Annotated in this window: 27 protein-coding genes; 23 read left to right on the forward strand and 4 right to left on the reverse strand. The window is 67.1% G+C overall.

What is annotated here, in order from left to right; all coding sequences use genetic code 11:
• Positions 1–17: 17 nt before the first annotated feature.
• Both AC1Z3W_RS08700 and AC1Z3W_RS08705 read left to right on the forward strand, forming a co-directional pair.
• Positions 18–791: an SDR family NAD(P)-dependent oxidoreductase gene (locus AC1Z3W_RS08700; protein WP_483507442.1), complete on the forward strand. Its 774-nt coding sequence runs from the start codon at positions 18–20 to the stop codon at positions 789–791.
• A gap of 135 nt (positions 792–926) precedes the next feature.
• On the forward strand, positions 927–1,634 hold the full coding sequence (locus AC1Z3W_RS08705; RefSeq protein WP_483507443.1) for a patatin-like phospholipase family protein: 708 nt from the start codon (positions 927–929) through the stop codon (positions 1,632–1,634).
• Between the two features lie 22 nt (positions 1,635–1,656).
• On the opposite strand, the gene AC1Z3W_RS08710 is transcribed toward AC1Z3W_RS08705, so the two are convergent.
• Positions 1,657–2,766: an acyltransferase family protein gene (locus AC1Z3W_RS08710; RefSeq protein WP_483507444.1), complete on the reverse strand. Its 1,110-nt coding sequence runs from the start codon at positions 2,764–2,766 to the stop codon at positions 1,657–1,659.
• A gap of 109 nt (positions 2,767–2,875) precedes the next feature.
• Complete coding sequence (locus tag AC1Z3W_RS08715) at positions 2,876–3,331, reverse strand: hypothetical protein (protein WP_483507445.1); 456 nt, start codon at positions 3,329–3,331, stop codon at positions 2,876–2,878.
• Between the two features lie 81 nt (positions 3,332–3,412).
• Here AC1Z3W_RS08715 and AC1Z3W_RS08720 point away from each other — a divergent pair, with 81 nt between their 5' ends.
• A complete protein-coding gene (locus AC1Z3W_RS08720; RefSeq protein ID WP_483507446.1) occupies positions 3,413–4,093 on the forward strand; it encodes an SOS response-associated peptidase family protein in 681 nt (226 codons plus the stop codon).
• Between the two features lie 296 nt (positions 4,094–4,389).
• On the opposite strand, the gene AC1Z3W_RS08725 is transcribed toward AC1Z3W_RS08720, so the two are convergent.
• The gene (locus AC1Z3W_RS08725) at positions 4,390–5,115 is read right to left on the reverse strand and encodes a lysozyme inhibitor LprI family protein (protein ID WP_175824888.1); all 726 of its coding nucleotides are present in this window, start codon (positions 5,113–5,115) and stop codon (positions 4,390–4,392) included.
• Between the two features lie 1,106 nt (positions 5,116–6,221).
• On the opposite strand from AC1Z3W_RS08725, the gene AC1Z3W_RS08730 reads away from it, so the two are divergent.
• The gene (locus AC1Z3W_RS08730; RefSeq protein ID WP_483507447.1) at positions 6,222–6,899 is read left to right on the forward strand and encodes a hypothetical protein; all 678 of its coding nucleotides are present in this window, start codon (positions 6,222–6,224) and stop codon (positions 6,897–6,899) included.
• Positions 6,900–6,911: 12 nt separating this feature from the next.
• Here AC1Z3W_RS08730 and AC1Z3W_RS08735 read toward each other — a convergent pair whose 3' ends face one another.
• Positions 6,912–8,138, reverse strand: coding sequence for an acyltransferase family protein (locus AC1Z3W_RS08735; RefSeq protein ID WP_057925059.1), 1,227 nt, complete (start codon positions 8,136–8,138; stop codon positions 6,912–6,914).
• A 227-nt stretch (positions 8,139–8,365) separates the two neighbouring features.
• On the opposite strand from AC1Z3W_RS08735, the gene AC1Z3W_RS08740 reads away from it, so the two are divergent.
• The 19 genes from AC1Z3W_RS08740 (at position 8,366) to AC1Z3W_RS08830 (ending at position 25,609) form a co-directional block, all read left to right on the forward strand.
• Positions 8,366–8,593 (forward strand): hypothetical protein, encoded by a 228-nt coding sequence (locus AC1Z3W_RS08740; RefSeq protein WP_244104791.1) that lies wholly within the window; start codon positions 8,366–8,368, stop codon positions 8,591–8,593.
• 251 nt (positions 8,594–8,844) lie between these two features.
• Positions 8,845–9,081 carry a FitA-like ribbon-helix-helix domain-containing protein gene (locus AC1Z3W_RS08745; protein WP_014899176.1) on the forward strand — a complete coding sequence of 79 codons (237 nt, stop codon included), beginning with the start codon at positions 8,845–8,847 and terminating at the stop codon, positions 9,079–9,081.
• Positions 9,068–9,484 (forward strand): PIN domain-containing protein, encoded by a 417-nt coding sequence (locus AC1Z3W_RS08750; RefSeq protein WP_483507448.1) that lies wholly within the window; start codon positions 9,068–9,070, stop codon positions 9,482–9,484. The genes AC1Z3W_RS08745 and AC1Z3W_RS08750 overlap by 14 nt, the downstream gene beginning before the upstream one ends.
• Positions 9,485–9,710: 226 nt before the next feature.
• Complete coding sequence (locus AC1Z3W_RS08755; RefSeq protein WP_483507449.1) at positions 9,711–10,607, forward strand: VOC family protein; 897 nt, start codon at positions 9,711–9,713, stop codon at positions 10,605–10,607.
• A 9-nt stretch (positions 10,608–10,616) separates the two neighbouring features.
• Entirely contained in the window at positions 10,617–11,510 is an 894-nt protein-coding gene (locus tag AC1Z3W_RS08760) for a CoA transferase subunit A (RefSeq protein ID WP_483507450.1), read from the forward strand.
• Positions 11,511–11,520: 10 nt separating this feature from the next.
• The gene (locus AC1Z3W_RS08765) at positions 11,521–12,318 is read left to right on the forward strand and encodes a CoA-transferase subunit beta (protein ID WP_057925064.1); all 798 of its coding nucleotides are present in this window, start codon (positions 11,521–11,523) and stop codon (positions 12,316–12,318) included.
• An 8-nt stretch (positions 12,319–12,326) separates the two neighbouring features.
• Positions 12,327–13,244, forward strand: a complete 918-nt coding sequence (locus AC1Z3W_RS08770) for an enoyl-CoA hydratase (RefSeq protein WP_057925180.1) — start codon at positions 12,327–12,329, stop codon at positions 13,242–13,244.
• On the forward strand, positions 13,241–14,341 hold the full coding sequence (locus AC1Z3W_RS08775) for an NAD(P)H-dependent flavin oxidoreductase (protein WP_483507451.1): 1,101 nt from the start codon (positions 13,241–13,243) through the stop codon (positions 14,339–14,341). Before AC1Z3W_RS08770 ends, AC1Z3W_RS08775 begins: the two co-directional genes overlap by 4 nt.
• A 23-nt stretch (positions 14,342–14,364) precedes the next feature.
• Positions 14,365–15,174, forward strand: coding sequence for an enoyl-CoA hydratase family protein (locus AC1Z3W_RS08780; protein ID WP_057925066.1), 810 nt, complete (start codon positions 14,365–14,367; stop codon positions 15,172–15,174).
• Complete coding sequence (locus AC1Z3W_RS08785) at positions 15,171–16,340, forward strand: acyl-CoA dehydrogenase family protein (RefSeq protein ID WP_057925067.1); 1,170 nt, start codon at positions 15,171–15,173, stop codon at positions 16,338–16,340. Before AC1Z3W_RS08780 ends, AC1Z3W_RS08785 begins: the two co-directional genes overlap by 4 nt.
• 34 nt (positions 16,341–16,374) lie before the next feature.
• On the forward strand, positions 16,375–17,442 hold the full coding sequence (locus AC1Z3W_RS08790; RefSeq protein WP_483507452.1) for an acyl-CoA dehydrogenase family protein: 1,068 nt from the start codon (positions 16,375–16,377) through the stop codon (positions 17,440–17,442).
• A complete protein-coding gene (locus AC1Z3W_RS08795; RefSeq protein WP_483507453.1) occupies positions 17,442–18,593 on the forward strand; it encodes an acetyl-CoA C-acetyltransferase in 1,152 nt (383 codons plus the stop codon). The genes AC1Z3W_RS08790 and AC1Z3W_RS08795 overlap by 1 nt, the downstream gene beginning before the upstream one ends.
• Before the next feature lie 41 nt (positions 18,594–18,634).
• Complete coding sequence (locus AC1Z3W_RS08800; RefSeq protein ID WP_057925070.1) at positions 18,635–19,513, forward strand: SDR family oxidoreductase; 879 nt, start codon at positions 18,635–18,637, stop codon at positions 19,511–19,513.
• A 2-nt stretch (positions 19,514–19,515) separates the two neighbouring features.
• Positions 19,516–20,757 carry an acyl-CoA dehydrogenase family protein gene (locus AC1Z3W_RS08805; protein WP_483507454.1) on the forward strand — a complete coding sequence of 414 codons (1,242 nt, stop codon included), beginning with the start codon at positions 19,516–19,518 and terminating at the stop codon, positions 20,755–20,757.
• Positions 20,754–21,956 carry an acyl-CoA dehydrogenase family protein gene (locus tag AC1Z3W_RS08810; RefSeq protein ID WP_057925072.1) on the forward strand — a complete coding sequence of 401 codons (1,203 nt, stop codon included), beginning with the start codon at positions 20,754–20,756 and terminating at the stop codon, positions 21,954–21,956. The genes AC1Z3W_RS08805 and AC1Z3W_RS08810 overlap by 4 nt, the downstream gene beginning before the upstream one ends.
• On the forward strand, positions 21,953–22,753 hold the full coding sequence (locus tag AC1Z3W_RS08815) for an SDR family oxidoreductase (protein ID WP_483507455.1): 801 nt from the start codon (positions 21,953–21,955) through the stop codon (positions 22,751–22,753). The genes AC1Z3W_RS08810 and AC1Z3W_RS08815 overlap by 4 nt, the downstream gene beginning before the upstream one ends.
• Positions 22,753–23,238 (forward strand): MaoC family dehydratase, encoded by a 486-nt coding sequence (locus tag AC1Z3W_RS08820; RefSeq protein ID WP_057925074.1) that lies wholly within the window; start codon positions 22,753–22,755, stop codon positions 23,236–23,238. The genes AC1Z3W_RS08815 and AC1Z3W_RS08820 overlap by 1 nt, the downstream gene beginning before the upstream one ends.
• Positions 23,239–23,256: 18 nt before the next feature.
• A complete protein-coding gene (locus tag AC1Z3W_RS08825; RefSeq protein WP_124832096.1) occupies positions 23,257–24,462 on the forward strand; it encodes an acetyl-CoA C-acyltransferase in 1,206 nt (401 codons plus the stop codon).
• 187 nt (positions 24,463–24,649) lie between these two features.
• Positions 24,650–25,609 carry a WD40/YVTN/BNR-like repeat-containing protein gene (locus AC1Z3W_RS08830; protein ID WP_124832094.1) on the forward strand — a complete coding sequence of 320 codons (960 nt, stop codon included), beginning with the start codon at positions 24,650–24,652 and terminating at the stop codon, positions 25,607–25,609.
• Positions 25,610–25,684: the final 75 nt, after the last annotated feature.

The raw sequence follows: 25,684 nt of genomic DNA on the forward strand, positions 1-25,684 counted from the left end.
ACCAACGGGAGGAACGCATGTACGACAACGGATTTCCGCAGGGCGCGGTGCTCGTGTTCGGCGGCAGCGGCGGGATCGGGCAGGGCGTCGCGCTCGAATTCGCGCGCGCCGGCGTGCCGGTCGCGCTCGGTTATCGCAGCAGGGCCGACGTGGCCGAGCGCGTCGCGAGCAGCCTGCGCGATGCAGGCGTCGCGGCCACCACGCATCGCGCGGACGTGACCGATCCCGCGCAGATCGATGCGGCGCTCGCGGCCGCGATGGATACGCATGGCTGCGTGCACACGATCGTATGGGCGGCCGGCCCGTTCGTGAACCAGCGCCATATCGGCGATATGACGCATGACGACTGGCGTCGCGCAATCGCGGTCGAAACGGTCGGCTTCTTCAACGCGGCAAAGGCCGCGTTGCCGCACTTCCGTGCATCGGGCGGCGGGTCGTTCGTCACGCTCGGCTCGGCCGGACATCTGCGCTGGCCCGATCGCGACGGGCTGTCGGTCGCGCCGAAGGCGGCGAACGAGGCGCTGGTGAAGGGGCTCGCGCGCGAGGAGGGGCGATACGAGATCCGCGCGAATTCGATCCTCGTCGGCGTGATCGAGGCCGGGATGTTTCCGGTGCTGCTCGAACAGGGACAGTTCGATCAGGCGTGGATCGACGAGACGCAAAAAATGCTCGCGCTCAAGCGCTGGGGGAAGGCGCACGATATCGGGCGCGCGGCGGTGTTTCTGGCGTCGGATCGCGCGAACTACATCACCGGGCAGCAGTTGAATGTGTCGGGTGGGTATGGGTTGTAGCCAGCCAAGCCTTACCCAGCAATGACTGTTTAATATTCGATACGAATTCGTCGAGAACTATGTGGCCGTCACGCGCACTTTCACTGGTTCCAAACCGCGAGTATCGCCATACAAATCGGCTGTCTTGTCGTCCTTGTGATCGTCGAGCTCGCCGGCACGTCCGGCGGTTCGATCATCGCGGCCCTGTTCGCGAGCGGTATGCCGCTCGACGTCATGCGCCAGATCCTGATGGAACTGGACTGGTCGCGCATGATGGGGTTCTCGCCGTGGGCGCTTATCCGGCACCAGGCGCTGTGCTCGGGAGACGCGCTGCTGCAGTACCTGCTCGGCGTGACGAGCGGCAAGACGTTCGCGCAGCTCGACGTGGACCTGAAGGTGATCGCGGCGAACTTGCTGACCGAGCGCGAGTTCCAGTTCTCGAAAGCGGCGACGCCCGACGTGCCGATCGCGCTGGCGGCGCGCGCGAGCGCGTCGATTCCGATCGTGTTCGCGCCGGTCGCGGTGGCCGGCGGCCTGATGGTCGACGGCGGCACATGCGACAACATGCCGGTCAGCGACCTGACGGTCGACAGCGTGCCGCGCATCGGGATCTATCTCGTGTCCGACGACGATCCGCTGCCGCCCGGCGCGTACGGGCTGCCGACGCTCGCGCCGCGCATCATCGACCTGATGCTGGCGGCATGCGAAGCGACACACGTCGCGCTCGACACTGTGAATGGAGCTACGATCGTGCGCGTGCCGACCGGCTACGCAAGTTCCTTCGATCGCCACATGGCCATCGCGACCCGCGAGCGTCTATACGAGGACGGCTACAAGGTCACGCGTGCCGCATTGATGAAGTAATCGCGCGTGCGATGGACGCGTATCAGTCGACGGCAGGCCGTTGGAGTGCGGGCGGCCGAAACTTCACGTCAGCCCACGCGTTGAAGCGCTTCCGGAACGGAGCTTCGATCGATCTATTCAAGCGATGCGCGAGCGCAAAGGTCGCTATCAGATAAATAACGCCTTCAGCCGCGAGTGCGGCATGGCTTGTCGTCAACCTGCTCGCCGTGAAGAGCAGTGGCATGCAAACAGCATGTCCGAGATACAGTGAATAGGAGATGCCGCCGAGATACTGAGACCTACGGCCGAGGAAGAGGCGCGCGATCGGGCCTTCGTCACGGCTGAGCGAAGCGATAAGCAGCGCGAACACCACGGGTGCCGCAAGCGCTGCACCTGGCATGCGGTCTGCGAATAGGATCATCGCAGTGGCGAAGATGGCGATCAGGATCTGCGGCGTTGTGCGCGTCGCTGACGCGACGACGCGATGGTCACGGTACTGCGCGATGATCGCGCCGATAAAGAAGCCAGCGATACACCGCGCCCAGCCCCAGTCATATGTCATCGAAAGACAGTCACCATTCGTAATGCACGGCGTCAGTACGAGCGATGTCCATACCGCGATCACGTATCCAGCGATCGCTAATGCAGCGAACGCGGCGACGCGCGCGCGTCCTCGCAATGTCAGGCAGACCGCACCGAATAGCAGGTACACATAGAACTCGTCAGCTGAGCTCCAGCTGACGCTGTTTCCAATGCCATGCGTGAACAGATGGAGACCCTGCGTCATCGATACGATTGAGGCAGTTTCGGCACCGGTCGGCAGAAAAAGTTGCACGCCTTCGATGTGCTGCAGCATGACGGCAATCGGAATCAGATTGAGCGTCAAATAGCAGAGCGCACTCGCGACGATGTGGGTGGGCCACAGTCGACCAAATCTCCGAACCATAAAACTGAGACATTCCCGCGAGTCGGCGATTCGAGCGCTGTAGGCGCTGCAGATCACGAAGCCGCTCAGGACGAAGAACAGATCGACGGCGAGATGTCCGTTTCTGGTAGCGCCGAGTCCGGGCACGTTGAAGTGCATGTGGTAAATGACGACGAACACTGCGGCGCATCCGCGCAGCCCTTCCAGACTGGCTATCGTCCTTTTCACGTGGCGTCCCCCGCCTTATTTGTGCTTCCCCGTAGTTGTTTGGTTTATAGGGGAAAAACCGGGGCGGCTCAACTTACCTCGGGAAAGCCACTATGGTCCAGCGTGACCGCTACATCAAGCCGGCGCGCCGCAGTTCCTCGCGCAGCAGGTGGTAAAGCCGCTGGAAATGGCCGAACGCGCCCCCAAGATCGCCCCTGTTGTCCCCAGCTTTGGACGCGGTTTTCCACCAGTCCATGACCCTCTGAAGCGACTTTCGCAGTGTCACGACTTCGAGAATGAGACGCCGGATCTCCGGATCGGGGTGCGCGCGCCAAAGCTCGCGCAGTTCTGCGTCGGTCGGGGCGACGAAGTCGGGCATGATCGGTATGTGTTTGATGTTCGGGTCCGCGAGCGGTACTACGTTGCGATCGACTTGCGTTTCCTCGATTGCGCGCGCATCGGATTCGTCGAGGAACTGACCGGTGAGAGGTCTGAATTCCGCGGCCGTGACGGGAACGTACGTGCGCCGTCGCTCCCCTGATTCCAGATGCGTGTACTCCCGGGCGTACGCCCAACGCGGTTTCATGATGCGATAAGGTGCTGTATGGTTGTACAGTGTATAGCGGGGTAAGATGGTCCCGTCAAGAACGAAAATAGGGGACCCCCAATGTGCACGAACTACGTGCCACCCGGCGAGGACGCGGGCCTGAACGAGCTGAAGATCGACAACTTTTACGACCTGTACCGCTGGACGCCGTGGAAGCCAGAGATCTACCAGGACTATGACGCGCCGATCGTCGCGAGCATTGACGGGAAGTTCACGCCGCTGATTGCCGGCTTCGGCGTCTGGCCCCGCGCGCTGCAGAAGGCTAATGCCGAGAAGGCGAAGGAGCAGGGCCGCAAGCCGCCGATCATCCGGAGCACGATGAACGCGCGCGACGGCAATCTCGGGAAATCGCCACTCTGCGGCCCGACGTGGCGCGCGGGGCGACGCTGCCTGATCCCAGCCGCATGGATCTACGAGCCGAACAGGGAGACAGGGAAGCACGGGCGCTGTCGGATCGGCCTGGCCGGCTGGCGACCGATGTGCGTAGCCGGCATCTGGCGCACTCTCCAGTACGCGGACGGCACCGAGCATCACGCAATGGCGATGATCACGGTCAACGCCGACGAGCACCCCGTCATGAAGCACATGCACCGGCCCGGCGATGAGAAGCGGTCCGTCGTGATCATGCGGCCTGACGACTGGGAGGAATGGCTGACGACGCCGAATGTCGAGGCCGCGCGCGCGATGCTGCAGCTGTACCCGGCCGACGATATGGCAGCCGAGCCGGCAGAATCGAAATAAAAGAATTGGTAGTGAAATTTTTCGGAGCCGGTTCGCGCTCGCTGTTCGGGTTCGAGAGGAGCTAGCGTGAGAGCCTAGCTGAGCTATCCGTGACGTGTTTATAACCCCATCGTAAGTCATTGATTTCATTGCGCGGCATCGTGCTGTATTCGGGGGTGTCCAATACCCCTCAAAACGCGCTACTTTTTCAAATAAATCAATGACGTAACCCGTCACAAAAACACACGCCGGGTGGGTATGGCCTGTAGGGGATGGGCGGAGCCCGCTTGGGCGAGCGGGCTCGACAGCGGGGCGCGTCAGTTGTCTTGGGCGCTGACGTCGCCGGTTTGCGCAATCTTCGTCAGCACGCGTTTCTGATATGCATACCAGGACGTCAGGCATGCTTTGTCGCGACAATTTTTCTCGCGAAAATTCCATTGCTTCCGCGTTCGTTCGGCAAAAGCCGTCTTGTCGCTGACAGCGTCCTTTGCCTGCTGGTACGTTGCGGCGAGATCTCGGTCGTCGGCCGCAAGATCTGGATCGTGGCAGATCAGAAACTCCGGAATGGACTTCGCCTTGCCACAGTCGAAGCTCGTTTGTTGAAGCGGTGAAGCAGCCACGTCGCTCGCCGGATGGTTTGCTACTGGATCGGTCGCCGGCAACGTTGATTGCGTCGGGGGCGAGGTGATCACAGATTGCTGCGGTTGATTCAACGTTGCAGTCCGTTGACCATAGGGTGTGAGCTGCCCGGACATCGCGTCTTCGATCATCGCGCCGATCAAGGAGTTGGGCACAACCCTGACGGTTTCGGTTTTCAGAACCGAATCGCCGGCCATCGTTTGCGATTTCGCGAAATTGCACGGAGCCTGACACGTAATGCGATTCGATATGTTCGGATTGTCCTCGTCGACCAAAAGCAAAATATAACTTCCGTCCCTCAGACCAACGTAGCGCATCATCACAAGCGCCTTTGTCGCTTTTCCTGCTCGTACGTCATCTTCGCTGAGTGCTGGTTCGTACCCGTAAGTACCATCCTGGCTCATCGCGTAGTTGTGTGACGGAGGCGGCGGGGAAGGCGCGGGCGCCGGGGAGAGGGGGAGTGACGCGGTAGTATCGCTTGCCGATTTCGGACTTGCCGGTAACGATTGCGCGCTGCTGTCGGAATGTTTCGAGTCGCAAGCTGCAACCACAGCTGCGGCCAGCAAAAGAAGTGCGATGCGTTTCACGATATCCCCGAGAGTCGATTGATCTTATTAATTGCCGACGGTCGCAGACATCAAACGCATTCCGCTTCGATTGCAATGGAGTCGCGGACCTGCCTGCATTCCGAATCAGCTTGATCTTGGTTGGGCATTGTATCAACGTGGGCTTGCCCGTATGTCGTTCGATAAAGCAGAAGATCAATGCGTCGCAATGGTGCTCACTCTGCGGAGAGCGTCGCCAATGGACTGCTGTTCGCCAGCTTACGCGTTCTCAAGAGCATCGTGGTACCCGAAGGCGTTTGACGCGCCAAGACATGTACAAATACCGGCCTCAGTATTTCCCCTGACCTGTACGGCACGATTCACACAACTGGCTCGCCCCCGCGGCCGGCGCAAGGTCGCACGAATGAAACGCTTTTCGCGCTGCGCGCCGTGTTGCGTGAGTGCTCGCCATGCCGATCCCGACATGCCGGCGACTCGCTCGAGCATGTCCGGCGCACGTTACCGCGCCTGCCGCGCGGCGCCTCGATCATCTGCGCAGCGATGACGTACCTGGAAACAGATGCGTTCCTGAAACATTTCCATCGATTTCGCGCAGCGTAGTGCCGGGTGTTTGACGGTGATGCTTGTCCCGCGCCGGTCTGCGCCGCATGGCACACCGCTTGCGATGAGCCCCGTGCTGCTCGTCACAACCGCAACTGATGTTCACGACGAATCGCGGGAGCGGCACGCAACGACATCGAAACAACATCGAAACAACGGGGATCGGATCGAGCTGCGGAATGGCGGCCCGTCGTGTCGGACGCGCACTGCGTCGTATCGGCGACACGAACGGGCACCGCACGTTTGGTCCGTCAAACAGCAAGCTTGCTTGCAAGGTGTCGTGTCGGGGGGCCCGCTGCGCGTGGCGGCATGCGCTGCGCGCGGCGGGTTGGTGTGCCCGGCACATGTCGGGGGGGACGCCCGTGAAAACGACGGTGAACCAATGGGCAGCGCTGGCGATCGTATTCGCCGCCGGCGCGCACGCGCAGGAAATCTACCTGCAGGGCGGCACGCAGGGCGTCGGCATCGGCGCGGCCGTGAGCTTCAACTCGGTGCTCGGCGCGCACGCGGATTTCAATGCGATCAATCTGACGCATGACTTCACGGTGGCCGGCAATCGCTACCAGGACGACATCAAGCTGCGGCAAGGCGGCCTGTACGCGGACATCTTCCCGTGGCGCGGCAGCGGCTTTCGCGCGACGATCGGATTGCGCTTCAACGACGACGAGATCCGCGGCGTGTCGGTGCCCACTGACGGTACCTACGTATTCGCCGGCAAGCGCTATCCGGCGCTGCCGGGGATGTATGCGGTCGCGCAGGCGCGCTATCCGGCCGTGATGCCGTATGTCGGAATCGGCTACGGGCATCGGCCTGCATCGAAAGGGCTCGGCTTCGTCGCCGATTTGGGCGTTGCATACGGGATCCCGCGCTGCTCGTACACGCTGTCGCCGGACCTGGCCGCCGCGGCCGGGCCGCAGAAGAGCCAGATCCTGGTTGCGAGCGGCCTCGACGAACTGAACCGCATGATGTCGCGGTATCGGTGGTATCCGGTCCTGCAGATCGGGATCTCGTATCGGTTCTGAGCCGCACGAGCGTCACAGCACGGCTGTGTGCCGCTCGCGCGCGGATTCGACCGCCCGGCGCGCCGGGCGCGCATCGTTGCGCTTCGCGATGAACGGATGCTCGATGTAGCGGTAGGTCAGCAGCGAACAGAGGACGGCGACCAGTGCGCTCGCAAGCGCGAGCGCCCAGATACCGGTGTCGTCGACGGAATCGATCGGGAAAACGAACTTGTTGAATGCGCGGACGATTGTGTACACGATCACCATGTGGATCATGTAGATGCTGAAGCTGGCCGTGCCGAGCAGCGCGAGCGGTCGGGTTTCGAGCACACCGTAGAACGTATTCCCGCACGCGACGCAGAGGAACACCGGGAGGAGCGGAAGTGCGCCCTCGATCGAATAGCGTTCCGCCGGATACGGGGCGACGGCGAGAATCAACAGCGCGACGGTGGCTGCCGATTTCGTGCCGAGCAGCGAGCGGATCGCGGGATGCCGCGAGGCCTCGAACGCCAGCGCACCGAACGCGAACAGCAGGGCCATCCCGCCGGGCGGTCCGAACAGCGCGGCGCAGATCGTGACGATCGCGAGGGCTAGCAGCTTGCGCCACGCACGTGTCGCAACGAACCACGCGAGGAACGGAATGGCGACGTAGAACCGCCATTCGTATGCGAGCGTCCACCAGACGCCGCTCAGGTAGCTGGCTTGTTCCGCGCCGTTGACCGGGAACGCACCGAACCAGCCGAGCGAAACGGTCTTGAGCAGGTCGGCCAGCAACCGGATCGGCGCGTGGACGACGTTGCGGGGAAACCAGTACAGCGTGCAGGCGACGATGACGATCGCGTAAAAGAGGTAGAGCGGGGCGACGCGGCGCACGCGCCCGACGAAGAAGGTGCGCACGTCGAGCGTGCCCCTGCATGCGCGTTCCCAAAACAGGAACCCGGTGACCATGAAGAACATCGCGACGGGAATCGTGCCGAGATTGCGCAGGAAGTCGGAGGTGGCGCCCCAGATGCCGGTCGACAGCAGGCCCTGGTTGCACGCGAAATGATGGAAGACGACGGAGGTCGCGAGGATGCCGCGGAACCCGTCCAGGTTGTGATGGCGCATCGACAGCGATTTGTCGACGGCTGACCGGTAGAACGGTATGTGCCTTGCGACGAGCCACGCGATGATCGCGACGGCCGCCAGGCAGGCAGGGAAGTAGAGTTTGTCGGGGGTCGGGGAAAACAGGGTATCCAGAGAAGGTGTAATCAGGTCCACTGAAGGGCGTCTCGTGTCTTGGATCGCTTGGATCGGGATTTCAGGCACGGATGGTCCGCGTCGATGCAAGGTCTTCTGCGCGCTTCGCGCGGCGTTCGATCGCCGGTCTTGTGCGTTGATGGTATCAAACGGTCACGACGGCATGCCGCACGCAGATGCAACATGATGTTTCGATGCGGCACGTGTCATCTGTACTTCACTGGAACAAAAAAAGCGCGGGGTGGTCGATGGAGACGATACGTGGGGCGGACGATCGTGCAATCGACACGCGGCGTGTCGCAACGTATGCCGTCGTGGCGCTCGTGCTGCAGATGCTGTTCCTCGTCGTTTGGGTGATCCGCTATTACGGGTGGCACGACCGGTCCGCGCCGATGGTCGGGTCGGACTTCGCGATATTCTGGGCGGCGGCGCGGGTCGCGCGGCACGCGTCAGATGCGATGCCGCCGCGCGCCTGACGACGCGCACCTGCCTGGCTCTGCTTCGGTGCATGGCCATTCGGCCGGCTTTTTCATCACCTCGATCCGATTTACCGTGGACAACAGCAGTTCGACGCGTCGGGCCAGCGGCGGAACGCGGGTGGATTCCTGTTGCCCGCTGCCGCCGGCCCACGCCGACACCGTCTTCCGTCCGATCGCGACGATGATAGCAATGCTTGCAATTCACCGGCGAGGCGCTATCATTGATAGCAATCTGGATGGAGGGACCCATGGCAAATCTTCTGGTGCGTAACGTGGATGACAGTATCGTTCAGAGCCTGCGCGAGCAGGCCGCGGCCAACGGCAGGAGCGCCGAGGCCGAACATCGGGCCATTCTGGCCGATGCGCTCGGCCGGCCGAAGCGACGGACATTCGCGCAAGTGCTGATGAGCATGCCGGACGTCGGCGAGGACGCGGATTTCCAACGTGTTCAGGATTCCGGCGAGGTCAGGCGTGTTTTTGATTGATACGAACGTCATCAGCGAGATCAGGAAAGGCAAGCGAGCCAACCGCGGCGTGCGCGCGTTCTTCAGGCAGGCCGAGGCCGACGCGAGCCCGCTTTACCTGTCGATCGTGACGGTGGCCGAACTGCGGCGTGGCGTCGATTTGATCCGTCATCGCGGCGATCATCCGCAGGCGTCGGCGCTCGAGGCATGGATGGCGACGATCCTGTCCGGCTATGCGTCGAACATCCTGCCGGTCGATATCGAGACCAGCCAGATGTGGGGCCATCTGCGCGTGCCCGATCCGGCGCACGCGCTCGACAAACTGATCGCGGCCACCGCGCTGATCAACGATCTCACGGTCGTCACGCGCAATGTCGACGATTTCGCTCGCACCGGCGTCCGGCTGTTGAACCCGTTCGATTGATCCGGGTCGCCGCATCGCGGCAACCTGCCACCGCTTCCCGCCTTCTGCGTCGCGCGTAGCCCGTTTCACCGGGCTTCCGCGCGCGCCCGCTTCACTGCCCCAGCTTCACCACCAGCTTCCCGCTGATTCCCCATCGGGCTCTCGTCCCAACAGACGATGTGACGCCATTCCCGACCGGCCAGAATCCTTTCACGAACAACGGATTCTGAACCTGGAGGAGGCCGACATGATCGATGTCCGTGCGCTCGGCTACGTCGTCGTCGAGGCGACCCGCGTCGATGCGTGGCGCCGCTACGCGGAAGACGTGCTGGGCATGCAGGCGCTCGACGCGCCCGACGGCGCGCTATACCTGAAGATGGACGAGCGCGATTTCCGCTACGTGATCGTCCCCGGCACGTCCGACCGCTATTTCGCGTCGGGCTGGGAACTGCCCGACGGCGCCGCGTTCGACGCCGCACTCGCGGTGTTGCAACGCGCGGGCGTCGAAGCCGTGCGTGCCACGCGCGACGAAGCCGCACTGCGTCGCGTGCAGGCGATGGCGTGGTGTACCGACCCGTCGGGCAACCGGCACGAGCTGTACTGGGGCGCGCGCTGCGACTTCCGCCGTTTCGTGTCACCGCTGGGCGTCGCGCGCTTCGTCACCGGCGACATGGGCCTCGGCCACGCAGTGCTGCCCGCGCCGCAGTTCGACGCGACCGACGCATTCGTGCGCGGCGTGCTCGGCTTCGAGCTGTCCGACATCTACCGCGTGAAGTTCACGCCCGATCCCGCCGAACCCGAGAAGCGCATCCACTTCATGCACTGCCGCAACGCGCGCCATCACAGCCTCGCGCTGTTCGAGATGGCCGTGCCGTCGGGCTGCGTGCACGTGATGGCCGAAGTCGGCTCGATGGACGAAGTCGGCCGCGCGCTCGATCGGGTCGCCGCGCACGACGTGAAGATGTCGGCGACGCTCGGCCGGCACTGCAACGACCAGATGATCTCGTTCTACATGAAGACCCCCGGCGGCTTCGATCTCGAATACGGCTTCGGCGGCCTCACGGTCGACTGGTCGAAGCATGCGGTGTTCGAGGCCACCCAGGTAAGCCAGTGGGGCCACGACTTCAGCATCGGATACCGGTAAGCCAGCACGATGACGATGAAACCTCTCGACAAGACGATGTCCGCGCGCGACGTGGTCGCGCAACTCGCCGACGGCATGACGATCGGCATCGGCGGATGGGGGCCGCGACGCAAGCCGATGGCGCTGGTGCGCGAGATCGCGCGCTCGAACCTGACGGACCTGACGATCGTCGCATACGGCGGTGCCGATATCGGCCTGTTGTGCGCCGCCGGCAAGGTGCGCAAGGCGGTGTTCGGCTTCGTGTCGCTCGACGTGATCCCGCTCGAACCGCATTTCCGCCGTGCCCGCGAACAGGGCCGCGTCGACGTGCTCGAGCTCGACGAAGGGATGCTGCAGCTCGGCCTGCGCGCGGCCGCCGCGCGCCTGCCGTTCCTGCCGACGCGTGCCGGGCTCGGTACCGCGCTGCTCGATTACGCGCCGCAGCTTCGCACGGTGAGCTCGCCGTATGACGACGGCGAGACGCTGCTTGCGATGCCGGCGATCGAGCTCGACGTCGCGCTGCTGCACGTGAATGCGGCCGACCGGATGGGCAACACGCGCATCGATGGTCCCGATCCGTTCTTCGATGCGTGGATGGCGCGTGCCGCGCAGCGCTGCTACGTGTCGGCGGAAACGGTCGATGCGTCGCTCGCGAGCGACGACCTCGACGCCGCGCGCCGCAACCCGTTCGAGCGCTCGCTCGTCACCGGCGTCGTGCACGCGCCGGGTGGCGCGCACCCGACGTCGTGCGGGCCGGACTACGGCTGGGACCTGCCGCACCTGCGCGCTTACTGCGCGAGCGCGGAAGACGATGCGAAGACGGCGGCGTACCTGCGCGACGTGGTCGGCCAGGACGAACGCCAGTACCTCGAAGGCGTCGGCGGCCTGTCGCACGTGACGACGCTGCCGTTGCCGATTCTGTAAAGGAGCGCCTGTGAGCGAATCTCTCGACCATTCCCTCGCGGAACTGATGATCGTCGCGTCCGCGCGACTCTGGCGCAACGACGGCGAAGTGCTGGCGACCGGCATCGGCACGGGCCCACGGCTCGCGGCGGGCCTCGCGCGGCTCGCCTACAACAACGGGCTGATGCTGACCGACGGCGAAGCGTATCTCGTCGAGGAGCCGGTGCCGCTTGGGCCCCGTCCCGACGGCTATCGCGTGAAGGCGAGCGGCTGGATGACCTACGAACGCGTGTTCGACTGCCTGTGGCACGGTCGCCGCCACGCGCTTGTCATGCCGACGCAGATCGACCGCTTCGGCCAGGCGAACATCTCGTGGCTCGGCGACGACTACGCGCGTCCGAAAACTCAATTGCTCGGCGCGCGCGGCTTTCCCGGCAACTCGACGAACCACGCGAACTCGTTCTTCGTCAGTGGCCACGGCAAGCGCACGTTCGTCGAAGGTGAAGTCGACATGGTGTGCACGGTCGGCTACAACCCGGCGCGTCGGGTGCCCGGCATGAAGACCTTCGTCGACCTGCGCAGCATCGTCACCGACCTGTGCGTGATGGATTTCGGCGGGCCCGACCATGCGATCCGCGTGCGCTCGCTGCATCCGGGCGTGAGCTTCGACGAGGTGCAGGACGCGACGGGCTTCCCGCTGGCCGCCGCGCCCGATATCGGCACGACGGCCCCACCGACTGCCGAAGACCTGCGCATCGTGCGTGCGCTCGACCCTCACAACCTGCGCGCGGCGATCGTGCGCAACAACCCGGCGCCGCGCCGCGGATGAGGTCCGACATGGAAGCGACCCAGATGACGTTCGGCGAAGGTGTCGTCGACTACGCGGTCGAGGACGGCATCGCGACGATCACGATGAACCGTCCCGAGTATCACAACGCGCAGAACTCGAAGATGACGTATGCGCTCGACGCGGCGTTCCGGCGCGCGGCACACGACGACGCGGTGAAGGCGATCGTGCTCGCTGGCGCCGGCAAGCATTTCTCGGCGGGGCACGACATCGGCACGCCGGGCCGCGACATCCACGAGTCGTTCGATCGTGCGTCGCTGTGGTACGACCACGTCGACAAGGAAGGCGGCGAGTTCCTCTATGCGCGCGAACAGGAGGTGTACCTCGGGATGTGCCGGCGCTGGCGCGACCTGCCGAAGCCGACGATCGCGATGGTGCACGGTGCGTGCATCGCGGGCGGGTTGATGCTCGCGTGGGTGTGCGACCTGATCGTCGCGTCGGAGGACGCGTTCTTCGCGGATCCGGTCGTGCGGATGGGGATTCCGGGCGTCGAGTATTTCGCGCATGCATACGAGCTGAACCCGCGCATCGCGAAGGAATTCCTGTTCCTCGGCGAGCGGATGCCGGCCGAGCGCGCGTACCAGATGGGGATGGTCAATCGCGTGGTGCCGCGCGAGCGGCTGCGCGACGCGACCTACGCGATCGCCGCGAAGATCGCGACGATGCCGCGCCTCGGCCTCACGCTGACCAAGCAGGCGCTGAACCACGTCGAGGAGTTGCAGGGCAAGCGCGCGGCGATGGACGCGGCGTTCGCGTGGCATCACTTCGCGCATGCGCACAACGAGCTCGTGAGCGGCGACCGCCTCGGCGGGTATGACGCACGCAAGATGGCCAGCTCGCAGCGCAAGGCCGGCGACGAAGATCAGGCCGACGCCGCACCGGCCGCCGTCAACGGAGCCGCCGCATGAGCACGACGCTTCAAAGCCCGCTGCATACGCCGCTGTGCGACCTGCTCGGCTGCCGCTACCCGATCGTGCAGACCGCGATGGGCTGGGTGGCCGACGCGCGGCTCGTCGCGGCGACCGCCAACGCGGGCGGCTTCGGCTTCCTGGCCGGCGCGACGCTCGAACCGGAGCGGGTCGAGGCCGAGATCCTGAAGGTGAAGGCGCTGACCGACAAGCCGTTCGGCATCAACTTCCACATGTTCCAGAAGAACGCGCAGCAGGTCGTCGAATTGGCGATCAAGCACAAGCTGCGTGCAGTGAGCTACGGACGCGGGCCGGACGCGAAGACGATCCGCCGCTTCAAGGACGCCGGCATCGTCTGCATGCCGACCGTCGGCGCGCCGAAGCATGCGGCGAAGGCGGTCGAACTCGGCGCGGACATCGTGACGGTGCAGGGCGCGGAAGGCGGCGGCCACACGGGCTCGGTGCCGACCACGCTGCTGCTGCCGAAGGTCCTCGACGCGGTGCAGGTGCCGGTGGTCGCGGCGGGCGGCTTCTTCGATGGGCGCGGGCTGGCTGCCGCGCTCGCGTACGGCGCAGCCGGCATCGCGATGGGCACGCGCTTCCTGATGAGCGCCGAATCGCCGGTGCCGCGCGCGACGCTCGAGCGCTACGTCGCGGTCGGCGACCCGGCACGCATCCGCGTGTCGGACGCGCTCGACGGGCTGCCGCAACGGATGATCGACAACCCGTATCTGCTGAAGCTCGAACGCTTCGGCCCACTGCGCCGCACGTGGTTCGCGCTGAAGACGGCCGAAGCGTGGCGACGCAAGAACGGGCTGAGCACGACGGACATGCTCGGCCTCGCGATCAAGGCGCTGCGCTCGCACGACTACACGGCGAGCCAGACGCTGATGGCCGCGAACGCGCCGTTCCTGATCCAGCGCGCGATCGTCGAGGGGCGTCCGGACGAAGGCGTGCTGCCGAGCGGCCAGGCGGCCGCGATGATCGGCGCGATCGAATCGTGCGACGCGCTGATCGCGCGGATCGTCGCGGAAGCCGGCGAGCGGCTGGACGCACTGGCCGCGTTGCGCGGCGCGGCAGCGGCACAGGCCGCATGAAAAACATCACAGGGAGTCTGGAGATGACTGTATCCAATCAACCGGCCGGCGCGATGCCGTTCCGGATCGAGCGCACCGACGGCATCGCCGAACTGGTGATCGCCCATCCGCCCGTGAACGCGCTCGACGCGCAGGGCTGGCATGCGCTCGCGCGTGCGCTCGACGCGCTCGGCGAGGACGACGACGTGCGCGTGATCGTCGTGCGCGGCGAAGGCCGCGGCTTCTGTGCGGGCGTCGACATCAAGGAGCTGGCCGCGCATCCGGAGCGGATCGTGTCGGTCAATGCCGGGAACTACGAGACGTTCCGCGCGGTGCACCGCAATCCGAAGCCGGTGATCGCGGCCGTGCACGGTTTCGTGCTCGGCGGCGGGATCGGCATCTGCGGCGCGGCGGATATCGTCGTCGCGGCCGATTGCGCGCGCTTCGGCGTGCCGGAGATCGACCGCGGCGCGATGGGCGGCGGTGCGCACCTGCAGCGCTTGTTCGGTGTGCAGAAGGTCCGCGCGATGTACTTCACCGGCGAGATGATCGACGCGGCCGAAGCGTACCGGCTCGGCGCGCTCGAACAGGTCGTCGCGCGCGACGCGCTGCGCGACGCGGCGCTCGCGATCGCCCGCAGGATTGCGGAGAAGAGCCCGGCGATGGTGCGGCTCGCGAAGGAGGCGCTGAACGGCGTCGAGGACGGCGATCTCGAGGACAAGTACCGCTGGGAGCAGGGCTTCACGCTGCAGGCGTACATGACGAACGACTCGACGGAGGCGCGTGCCGCGTTCGTCGAGAAGCGCGACGCGCGGTTCGACGCGCAGGCCGCCGCCGAGGAGGCACGCGCATGAACCTGACCTATACGCCGCAACAGCAGGCGTTCCGCGCGGAAATCCGCGCATGGCTCGCCGCGCACGTGCCGCGCGAGCGGCTGCCGAGCTTCGATACGGAGGAAGGCTTCGCCGCGCACCGCGAATGGGAGCGCACGCTGCACTCGGGCCGCTGGAGCATGGTCACGTGGCCCCGCGAGCTGGGCGGTCGCGGCTGCGACCTGATCGAGTGGCTGATCTTCGAGGAAGAGTACTGGCGCGCCGACGCACCGATGCGCGTGAACCAGAACGGCATCTTCCTGCTCGGCCCGACGCTGATGGACTTCGGCACCGACGCGCAGAAGGCGCGCTTCCTGCCCGCGATGGCGGCGGGCGAGCACGTATGGGCGCAGGGCTGGTCGGAGCCGAATGCGGGCTCGGACATGGCCGCGATCCGCACGACGGCGATCCGCATCGGCGACGAATACGTGCTCAACGGCCAGAAGATCTGGTCGACCCGCGCGGTGTGGGCCGACTGGCTGTTCGGGCTGTTCAGGAGCGACCCCGAATCGTCGCGTCACCACGGGCTCACGTTCCTGATGGTGCCGCTGTCCGCGCCTGGCATCACGGTGCGGCCGATCCGCCAGTTGAACGGGCAGACGGGCTTCGCGGAAATCTTCTTCGACGACGTGCGCGTGCCGGTCGAAAACCGCCTCGCGGCCGAAGGCGCGGGCTGGCAGGTCGCAATGGCGACGGCCGGCTTCGAGCGCGGGCTGATGCTGCGTTCGCCCGCGCGCTTCCAGCGCACCGCACAGGCGCTGCGCGACCTGTATCTCGCGCATCGCGACAGCGCGGATCGCGACCCGACGCTGCGCGAGCGCGTGGTGTCCGCATGGATGGATGCGCAGGCGTACGCGCTGTCGACCTACGCGACCGCGAGCCGGCTGCTCAAGGGCGGCCATATCGGCGCGGAGTCGAGCACCAACAAGGTGTTCTGGTCGGAGCTCGACCTGCGGATGCACCAGACCGCGCTCGACATCCTCGGCGCGCACGGCGAGGTCGTCCCGCAGACGGCCGCGCAGCACGCGGTGCTCGGTCACTGGCTCGACGGCTTCCTGTTCGCGCAGGCGGGCCCGATCTATGCGGGCACCAACGAGATCCAGCGCAACATCGTCGCCGAACGGATGCTCGGCATGCCGCGCGCGTAGGCGTGCCGGCGACACCTCACTGAACGGACATCCTATGGATTTCGTATTCGATGAAGACCAGGAAGCGCTCGCGGACAGCGTGAAGCGCCTGCTGATGACCGAGATGACCCCGGAGCTGATCCGCGAGCTGTGGGCCACGCCGACGGGCCGCTCGGACGCGCTGTGGGCGCTGTTCGCGTCGCAGGGGCTGACCGCCGTGTCGGTGCCCGAAGCGCATGGCGGCCTCGGCCTGACCGAAGTGGAATGGGCGCTGCTCGCGCAGACCTACGGGTATTTCGGCAGCCCGGAGCCGCTGCTCGACACGGCGCTCGTATCGGCCGGCGTGCTCGCGCGGCTGCCTGCCAGCGATTGGCGCGACGCGCTGCTGAACGACATCGCCGAAGGCCGCGCGCGCGTCGCGCTCGTGCATCCGGTGAACCCGTATGCGGCCGACGTGCACGTCGCGCAAACGCTGCTGTGCGAGCACCGCGGCGAGTTGCACCGCGTCGATCCCGCGCAGTGCGCGTGGCGCGCCGTCGACAGCGTCGACCCGTCGCGGCGCCTGTTCACGCTCGACTGGGAGCCGTCGGCTGCCACCCGCATCGCGCGTGCCGACGATGCCGCGCCGCTGCTGAACCGCGCGCTCGACCACGGCGCGTTCGCGGTCGCCGCGCAGTTGCTCGGCCTCACGCAGCGCGTGCTGGATGTTGCGATCGACTACAGCGCGCAGCGCAAGCAGTTCGGCAAGGCGATCGGCTCGTACCAGGCGCTCAAGCACCTGCTCGCCGACGTCGCGATCCGCTACGAGTTCGCGCGGCCGGTGGTCGTACGCGCCGCTCGGGCGATCGCCGACGATCATCCGCAGCGCGCGGTGCTCGTATCGCACGCGAAGCTCGCGGCGGCCTCGGCCGCGCAACTGGCCGCGCGCCACACGATGCAGGTGCACGGCGCGATCGGCTACACGTGGGAGCTCGACCTGCAGATCTTCATGAAGCGGATCTGGGCGCTCTCCGGCAGCTGGGGCGACAGCGCGTTCCACAAGGCCCGCGTGGCCGACGCGATCCTCTGCGACGCATTGCCGATCGGCCCCGCGCAGACCTTCGACTTCGAGGAAACCAATTAATGAAACAAGCCTATATCGTCGACGCGCTGCGCACGCCGACCGGCCGCCGCAAGGGCGGGCTCGCGCACGTGCATGCGGCGGACCTCGGCGGCTTCGTGCTGAAGACGCTCGTCGAACGCAATGCGATTCCGGCCGACGAATACGACGACGTGGTATTCGGCTGCGTCGATACGATCGGCCCGCTCGCGGGCAACATCGCGCGCACCTGTTGGCTCGCGGCCGGGCTGCCGCTGCAGGTGCCGGGCGTGACGGTCGACCGCCAGTGCGGCTCGTCGCAGCAGGCCGTGCACTTCGCCGCACAGGCCGTGATGAGCGGCATGCAGGACGTCGTCGTCGCGGGCGGCGTGCAGACGATGACGCAGATCCCGATCTCGTCCGCGATGACGAGCGCGGTGCCGCTCGGCTTCAACGATCCGTTCTCCGGCAGCACCGGCTGGCGCGCGCGCTTCGGCGATGCGCCGGTGTCGCAGTTCGTCGCCGCGCAGCGGATCGCCGATCACTGGAACCTGTCGCGCGACGCGATGGAGCGCTACGCGCTCGAAAGCCACCGTCGCGCGGTCGCCGCGATCGAGGCCGGCCATTTCAAGCGGGAAATCGTGCCGCTCGAAGGCGTGCTGCACGACGAGACGCCGCGCCCCGACACGTCGCTCGAAAAGATGGCGACGCTGGAGCCGCTGACGCCGGGCGGCTCGCTGACGGCTGCCGTCGCGAGCCAGATGTGCGACGCGGCCGCCGCGCTCCTGATCGTGTCGGAGGACGCGCTGAAGCGCTACGGACTCACGCCGCGTGCGCGGATCCATCACCTGAGCGTGCTCGGCGACGATCCGCTGTGGATGCTCACCGCGCCGATCCCGGCCACCCAGGCCGCGCTGAAGAAGAGCGGGCTCGACTGGTCGCAGATCGACGTGGTCGAGTTGAACGAGGCATTCGCGTCGGTCGCGCAGGCGTGGCTCGCCGACACGCGCTTCCCGCACGAAAAGACCAACCCGAACGGCGGCGCGATCGCGCTCGGCCATCCGCTCGGCGCGACCGGCGCGCGGCTGATGACGACGCTGCTGCACGAACTCGAGCGCACCGGCGGCCGTTACGGGCTGCAGACGATGTGCGAAGGCGGCGGCCTCGCGAACGTCACGATCATCGAGCGCCTGTGAGCGCGTCACTTTCACGATCTCAGGATCCAAGAGGCACAAGCATGGGAATCTGCAACGGACGCACCGTCATCATCACCGGCGCGGGCGGCGGGCTCGGGCGCGAATACGCGCTGGCGTTCGCGGCCGAAGGCGCGGCGGTCGTCGTCAACGACATCCGGCACGAGGCCGCGCAGGCCGTCGTCGACGAGATCGCACAACGCGGCGGGCGCGCGCTAGCGAATGCGGACGACATCACGCGCGTCGAAACGGCGCAGCGGATCGTCGATGCCGCACGCGAAGCGTTCGGCGACGTTCACGTGCTGGTCAACAACGCGGGCATCTGCCGCGACAAGATGTTCACCAGCATGACCGAAACCGACTGGGACGACGTGATGCGCGTGCACTTGCGCGGCCACTTCTGCCTGTCGAGCGTGCTGGCACGCGCGTGGCGCGACGCGGCGAAGGCCGGCAAGCCGGTCGACGCGCGCATCGTCAACACGAGTTCCGGCGCAGGGCTGCAAGGGTCGATCGGCCAGTCGAACTACGGTGCGGCGAAGGCCGGCATCGCCGCGCTGACGCTGATGCAGGCGGTCGAGCTGCAGCGCTACGGCGTGCGCGTGAACGCGCTCGCGCCGGCCGCGCGCACGTCGATGACCGAAGGCGTGTTCGCCGACATGATGAAGAAGCCCGAGGACGGCGGCTTCGACTATTTCGATCCGGCCAACGTCGCGCCGCTCGTCGTGTGGCTCGGCAGCGCACTGTCGGCCGACGTGACGGGCCAGGTGTTCGAGGTCGCGGGCGGGATGATCGCCGTCGCCGAAGGCTGGCGCACGGGCCCGAGCGTCGATCGCGGCGCGCGCTGGGCGCCGGCCGAGGTTGGTCCGGCGGTCGCACAATTGCTCGCCGATGCGCGTCCCGCGCAGCGCGTGTACGGGAGCTGACGATGGATCTGGCGCTCACCGACGAACAGGCGATGATTCGCGATGCGGCGGCCGACGTACTCGCCGAACGCAGCGCGTCGGCCGACGTGCGCCGCGCAATCGAGCACTCGGCCGGCCGCGACGACGCGCTGTGGGGCGCACTGGCCGGCGAGCTCGGCTGGAATGCGCTGTCGTTGCCGGAGGCCGCGGGCGGGATGGGGCTCGGCGCGCTCGAACAGACGCTGCTGATGGAACAGCTCGGCCGGCGCATCGCATGCGTGCCGTATTTTCCGACCGCGTGCCTGGCGGCGACCGCGCTGGCGGGCTGCTCCGACACGCCGCTTGCGACCGGCTGGCTCGCGAAGATCGCCGAAGGCGCGTGCAGCGCGACGCTCGCGCTGCCGTTCGACCTGCCGGCCGTTTCGCGGTCGCTGCCGGTCGTCGCGGAAGAAGCGGCGGGCGGTTATGCGCTGTCCGGCACGCTCGAGCAGGTGATCGACGGCGCGCGCGCCGACCTGCTGCTGATCCCCGCTCGGATCGCGAACGAAGGGCAGGCAATCGGGATGTTCGCGATCGATGTCGCAACGGCGGCCGGCGTGAGCGTTACGCCGCTCGACACGCTCGACGCGACGCGGCCGATCGCGCGCATCGTTCTCGACGAAACCCGCGTGAACCGCGACGCGCTGTTTGCGAGCGGCGCCGTTGCCGCACAGGTGCTCGAACGCGCCGGATGGTTCGCGGCGCTTGCGCTGGCTGCGGAGCAGCTCGGCGGCGCACAGCAATGCCTCGACCTGACGCTCGACTACACGGGCCAGCGCGTGCAGTTCGGCCGCGCGATCGCATCGTTCCAGGCGGTCAAGCATCGCTGCGCACAGATGATGGTGCTGATCGAATCCGCGCGTTCGGCCGTGCTCGGTGCGGCGCATGCGTGGGACGCGGAAGCAGGCAGCGGCGCGCCCGGCGCGGCGCTGCGGGCCGACGTCGCGGCCGCGAAGGCAGCCGCGAACGACGCAGCGGCGTTCTGTGCACAGGAAGCGATCCAGTTGCACGGCGGCGTCGGCTTCACGTGGGAATACGACCCGCATCTTTATTTCAAGCGCGCGCAGGCGTCGGGTGCGCAGTTCGGCACGACGCCGCAACTGCTCGAATGGATCGCGAGCCATGCGATCGACGGCGGCACGTCGCAGCGCGACGCGGTGCTCGCGTCGTCGCAGACGTCGATCGCAACCCGTCCGTCCGCCGCGCGCACAGGAGCGCTTCAATGAATAGCGAAACGCGCGCGCAGCAATTGCGGCACGAAGTGGCCGACTGGGTGCAGTCGCACCTGACCGGCGATTTCGCATGCCTGAAATATCGCGGCGGCCCCGGCGACGAGGAAGCGTTTCCCGAGTTGCGCAAGGCGTGGGAGCGGGAACTGGCGAAGGGCGGTTGGACCGGGCTCGGCTGGCCGACGGATGCGGGTGGGCGCGGCTTCTCGGTTGCCGAGCAGGTGATCTTCCACGAGGAATATGCGCGCGCCGGCGGCCCGGGGCGGATGGGCCACATCGGCGAAGGGCTGCTGGGGCCGACGCTCGTCGCGTGCGGCACCGACGACCAGCGCGCCCGTTTTCTGCCAGTGATTCTCGCCGGCACGCAGTTCTGGTGCCAGGGCTACTCGGAACCGGGCGCGGGATCCGATCTCGCGAACGTGCGCACGCGCGCCGAGCAGGACGCGGACGGCACGTGGCGCGTGTATGGCCAGAAGGTGTGGACGTCGCTCGCGCATGATTCCGACTGGATCTTCGTGCTGGCGCGCACCGATCCCGCGTCGAAGGGCAACAAGGGGCTGTCGTTCCTGCTGATGCCGCTCGACCAGCCGGGCATCGAGATCCGGCCGATCAAACAGCTCAACGGCGGCGCGGAATTCAACGAAGTGTTTTTCGACGGTGCACGTGCGGAAGCCCGCGACCTCGTCGGCGCGCCGGGCGACGGCTGGCGGATCGCGATGACGCTGCTCGGCTTCGAGCGCGGAATGTCGACGCTCGGCCAGCAGATGCAGTTCGTCCGTGAACTCGAATGGGTGATCGACGCCGCGCGCGAATCGGGCGTCGATCGCGACCCGGTGCTGCGCCAGCGGATCGGCCGCGCGTGGGCCGGGCTGCGCGTGATGCGCTACAACGCGCTGCGGATGCTGTCGGGCGCGGACGACGCGAACGGCGGTACCGCCGCGCCGCTGCGCCGCGACGCACTGATCTACAAGTACTACTGGTCGAACTGGCACCGCGACCTCGGCCAGCTCGCGATGGATGCGCTCGGGCCGCGCGCGAATGTGATCGATCCGGCCGACGAAAAGCTCACCCATCTGCAGCGCGTCTTCCTGTTCTCCCGTGCGGACACGATCTACGCCGGTACCAACGAAATCCAGTTGAACATCATGGCCGAGCGCGGGCTCGGCATGCCACGAGAAGCGCGAGGTAACGCATGACCGAACCCACCATCCAGAAAGCGCCGGCCTACGTGCCGGGTCACCAGCTGCTCGCCGGCAAATCGGTGCTGATCACGGCGGCCGCCGGCGCCGGCATCGGCTTCGCGGCCGCGCGCCGCTGCGCGGAGGAAGGCTGTCGCGCGCTGTTCATTTCCGACATCCACGAGAAGCGCCTCGAACAGGCGGTCGACACGCTGCGTGCCGAAACGGGGCTGCAGCAGGTGTACGGCCGCCTGTGCAACGTCGCGGTCGAGGACGAAGTGCAGGCGCTCGTCGCCGACGCGCAGGACAAGCTCGACGGCGTCGACGTACTGATCAACAACGCCGGGCTCGGCGGCGCGAAACGCATCGTCGAAATGGACGATGCCGAATGGTCGCGAGTGATCGACATTAGCCTTACCGGGACGTTCCGGATGACGCGCGCGATGCTGCCGCACATGCAGGCCCGCGGCCGCGGCGCGATCGTCAACAACGCATCCGTGCTCGGCTGGCGCGCGCAGGCGGAACAGGCGCACTACGCGGCGGCGAAAGCGGGCGTGATGGCGCTCACGCGCTGCGCGGCGCTCGAGGCGTCGCCGTACGGGGTGCGCATCAACGCGGTCGCGCCGAGCATCGCGATGCACGATTTTCTGAAGAAGTCGGCCCCGGCCGACCTGCTGAATCAACTGGCGTCGCGCGAAGCCTTCGGGCGCGCCGCCGAAGTCTGGGAGGTTGCGAACGTGATGGTGTTTCTTGCAAGCGATTACGCGTCGTACATGACGGGCGAAGTGCTGTCGGTCAGCAGCCAGCACGCATGATGGACACGACCCTCGACCCCGTGCGCGCGACGCCCCGCGTGTTCGCGCATCCCGGCGAACTGGCAGCGGCCGTCGGCGACACGCTCGGCGCGAGCGCATGGCTCGCGATCGACCAGCTCCGCATCGACGGCTTCGCCGACGCGACGGGCGATCACCAGTGGGTGCACGTCGATCCGGTGCGCGCGAAGAGCGGCCCGTTCGGCGCGTGCATCGCGCACGGCTACCTGACGCTGTCGCTCGTCAACCATTTCCTGCCGCAGATCGTACGCATCGACGGCGCGCGGCTCGGCGTCAACTACGGCTGCGACAGGATCCGTTTCCCCGCGCCGGTGAAGGTCGGCGCACGTGTGCGCGGCGTCGGCGAACTGCTGCGCGTCGCGCCGCTCGACGGCGGCGTGCAGGCGTGGATCCGCGTGACCGTCGAGATCGAAGGCGAAGCGAAGCCCGGCTGCGTTGCCGACACGATCAGCCGTTACTACTTCTAGTTCCAGAGAGCCAGACACATGGAAGACGCAGTCATCGTTTCCGTCGCACGCACGCCGATCGGCAAGGCGTTTCGCGGCATGTTCAACGATACGGAAGCGCCCGCGCTGGGCGGCCACGTCGTGCGCGCCGCGCTCGAACGCGCGGGCGTCGCGCCGGCCGACGTCGATGACGTGCTGATCGGCTGCGCCGCTCAGCAGGGCACGCAGGGCTACAACATCGGCCGCCTGTCGGCCGCGGCGGCCGGGCTGCCGGCATCGGTGCCCGGCATGTCGATCGACCGCATGTGCTCGTCGGGCCTGATGTCGATCGCGAGCGCCGCGCGCAGCATCGGCGCGGGCGATGCGCGGATCGTCGTCGCGGGCGGCGTCGAATCGATCTCGCTCACGCAGAACAAGCACAAGAACGCGTATCGCGCGCGCTCGCAGGCCGTGCTCGACCACCAGCCGGCCGCGTACATCGCGATGATGGAAACGGCCGAGATCGTGTCGCGCCGTTACCGGATCTCGCGTGCCGCACAGGACGAATTCGCGCTGCAGAGCCACCAGCGCACGGCCGACGCGCAGGCGGCCGGCCGCTTCGACGCGGAAATCGCGCCGCTCGACGTGCGGCGCGCGCTGTTCGACAAGGAGGGCAACCCGGCCGGCTACGAGGACGTCCACGCGGCACGCGACGAAGGCGTGCGTGCCGACACGACGGCCGAGCGGCTCGCGGGGCTCAAGCCGTCGTGGAGCGGCGGAAAGGCCGTCGAGCAGGGCGAGTTCGTGACGGCCGGCAACGCATCGCAGCTGTCGGACGGCGCGGCGGCCGTGGTCGTGATGTCGCGCGCCGAGGCCGCGCGCCGTGGGCTCGCGCCGCTCGGCACGTTCCGCGGCCTCGCGGTGGCGGGCTGCGAGCCGGACGAGATGGGCATCGGCCCGGTGTTCGCGATTCCGAAGCTGCTGGCGCGCTTCGGGATGACGGTGGCCGACGTCGGGCTGTGGGAGTTGAACGAGGCATTCGCGTGCCAGGCGCTGTACTGCCGCGACACGCTCGGCATTCCGGACGAGCGGCTGAACGTCGACGGCGGCGCGATCGCGCTCGGCCATCCGTTCGGGATGTCGGGCACGCGAATGACGATGCACGCGCTGCTCGAAGGCGCGCGCCGCGGCGTGCGGCATGCGGTCGTGACGATGTGCATCGGCGGCGGGATGGGTGCCGCCGCGCTGTTCGAGGTCGGCACGTAGCGGCCGGCTCGGCGGCGTGGCTGCGCCGCCGGGCGAGGTAGCGATTCAGGACCCTCGAGGCCGCGGCACCGACCGCCGGCCTGGGACCGTGGCCGGCGCCTGGAGTCGGCCGCGACAACGCAAAGCGTGGGACCCGAGCAAGCGCTGAAGCGCCGGCTCGGATCGAAAAAGGCGATGGAGACAAGCGATGAAACAAACCCTGCCAGGACTCGCGATGTCGGCGCTCGTGCTCGGCGCCGCGCTGTTCGCGTTTTCGCCGCGCCCGCTGCCGGCGTTCCCGATCACTGCGATCCACGCGGATCGTCTGCAGATCAACGGGCTGGCGAAGGCCGGCACGCGCATCGTCGCGGTCGGCGAACGCGGCGTGATTCTGCTCAGCGACGATGCGGGCCGCCAGTGGCGTCCGGCGTCCGTCATGCCCGACCCGGGCTCGACGCTCACGCAGGTCAGCTTCATCACGCCGACGCTCGGGATCGCGGTCGGCCACGACGGGCGGATCGTGCGCAGCGACGATGCGGGCGTGCATTGGCGCGAGGTCCACATGGACCACACGCATTCCGATCCGCTGCTGTCCGTGTGGGGGAGCGCGAACGGCCCGCTGTTCGCGGCCGGCAGTTTCGGCCAGCTGCTGCGCTCGGACGATGCGGGGCTCACGTGGCAGCCGCTGAAGACGCCGGCGGGCGACCGCCACCTGAACGCGATCGTCGGCGACGGCCACGGCACGCTGCTGATCGCGGGCGAGAGCGGCACGCTGCTGCGCTCGACCGACAACGGCGCGACCTGGGACAAGCTGCCGTCGCCGTACGCAGGCTCGCTGTTCGGCGCGCTGATGCTCGCGAACGGCGACTGGGTCGCGTACGGGATGCGCGGCAACGTGCTGCGCAGCACCGACCGCGGCGCGACCTGGACCCACGTCGACAGCCACGTGCCGGTGTCGTACTTCGGCGCGACCCAGCTTGCCGGCGGCGAACTCGTGCTGGTCGGCCAGGGCGGCGCGATCGTCGCGTCGCACGACGGCGGCCTGACCTTCGACGTGCGCAAGCTCGGCGGCGTGCAGAGCCTCGCAGCCGTGCTCGACATGGGGCGCGGCGCACTGCTGCTCGGCGGCGAAGCCGGCGTCGCGCCGCTTGCCGCGTCGCCGTCCTGACGCGCGATGGCGGTGAGTGCCGCCGCCCGCATCCGTTCGCCTCGCTGCGCCAACCCGCATCGTCCGCATCGTCCG

This window comes from Burkholderia sp. 10_S31 (assembly GCF_056930375.1).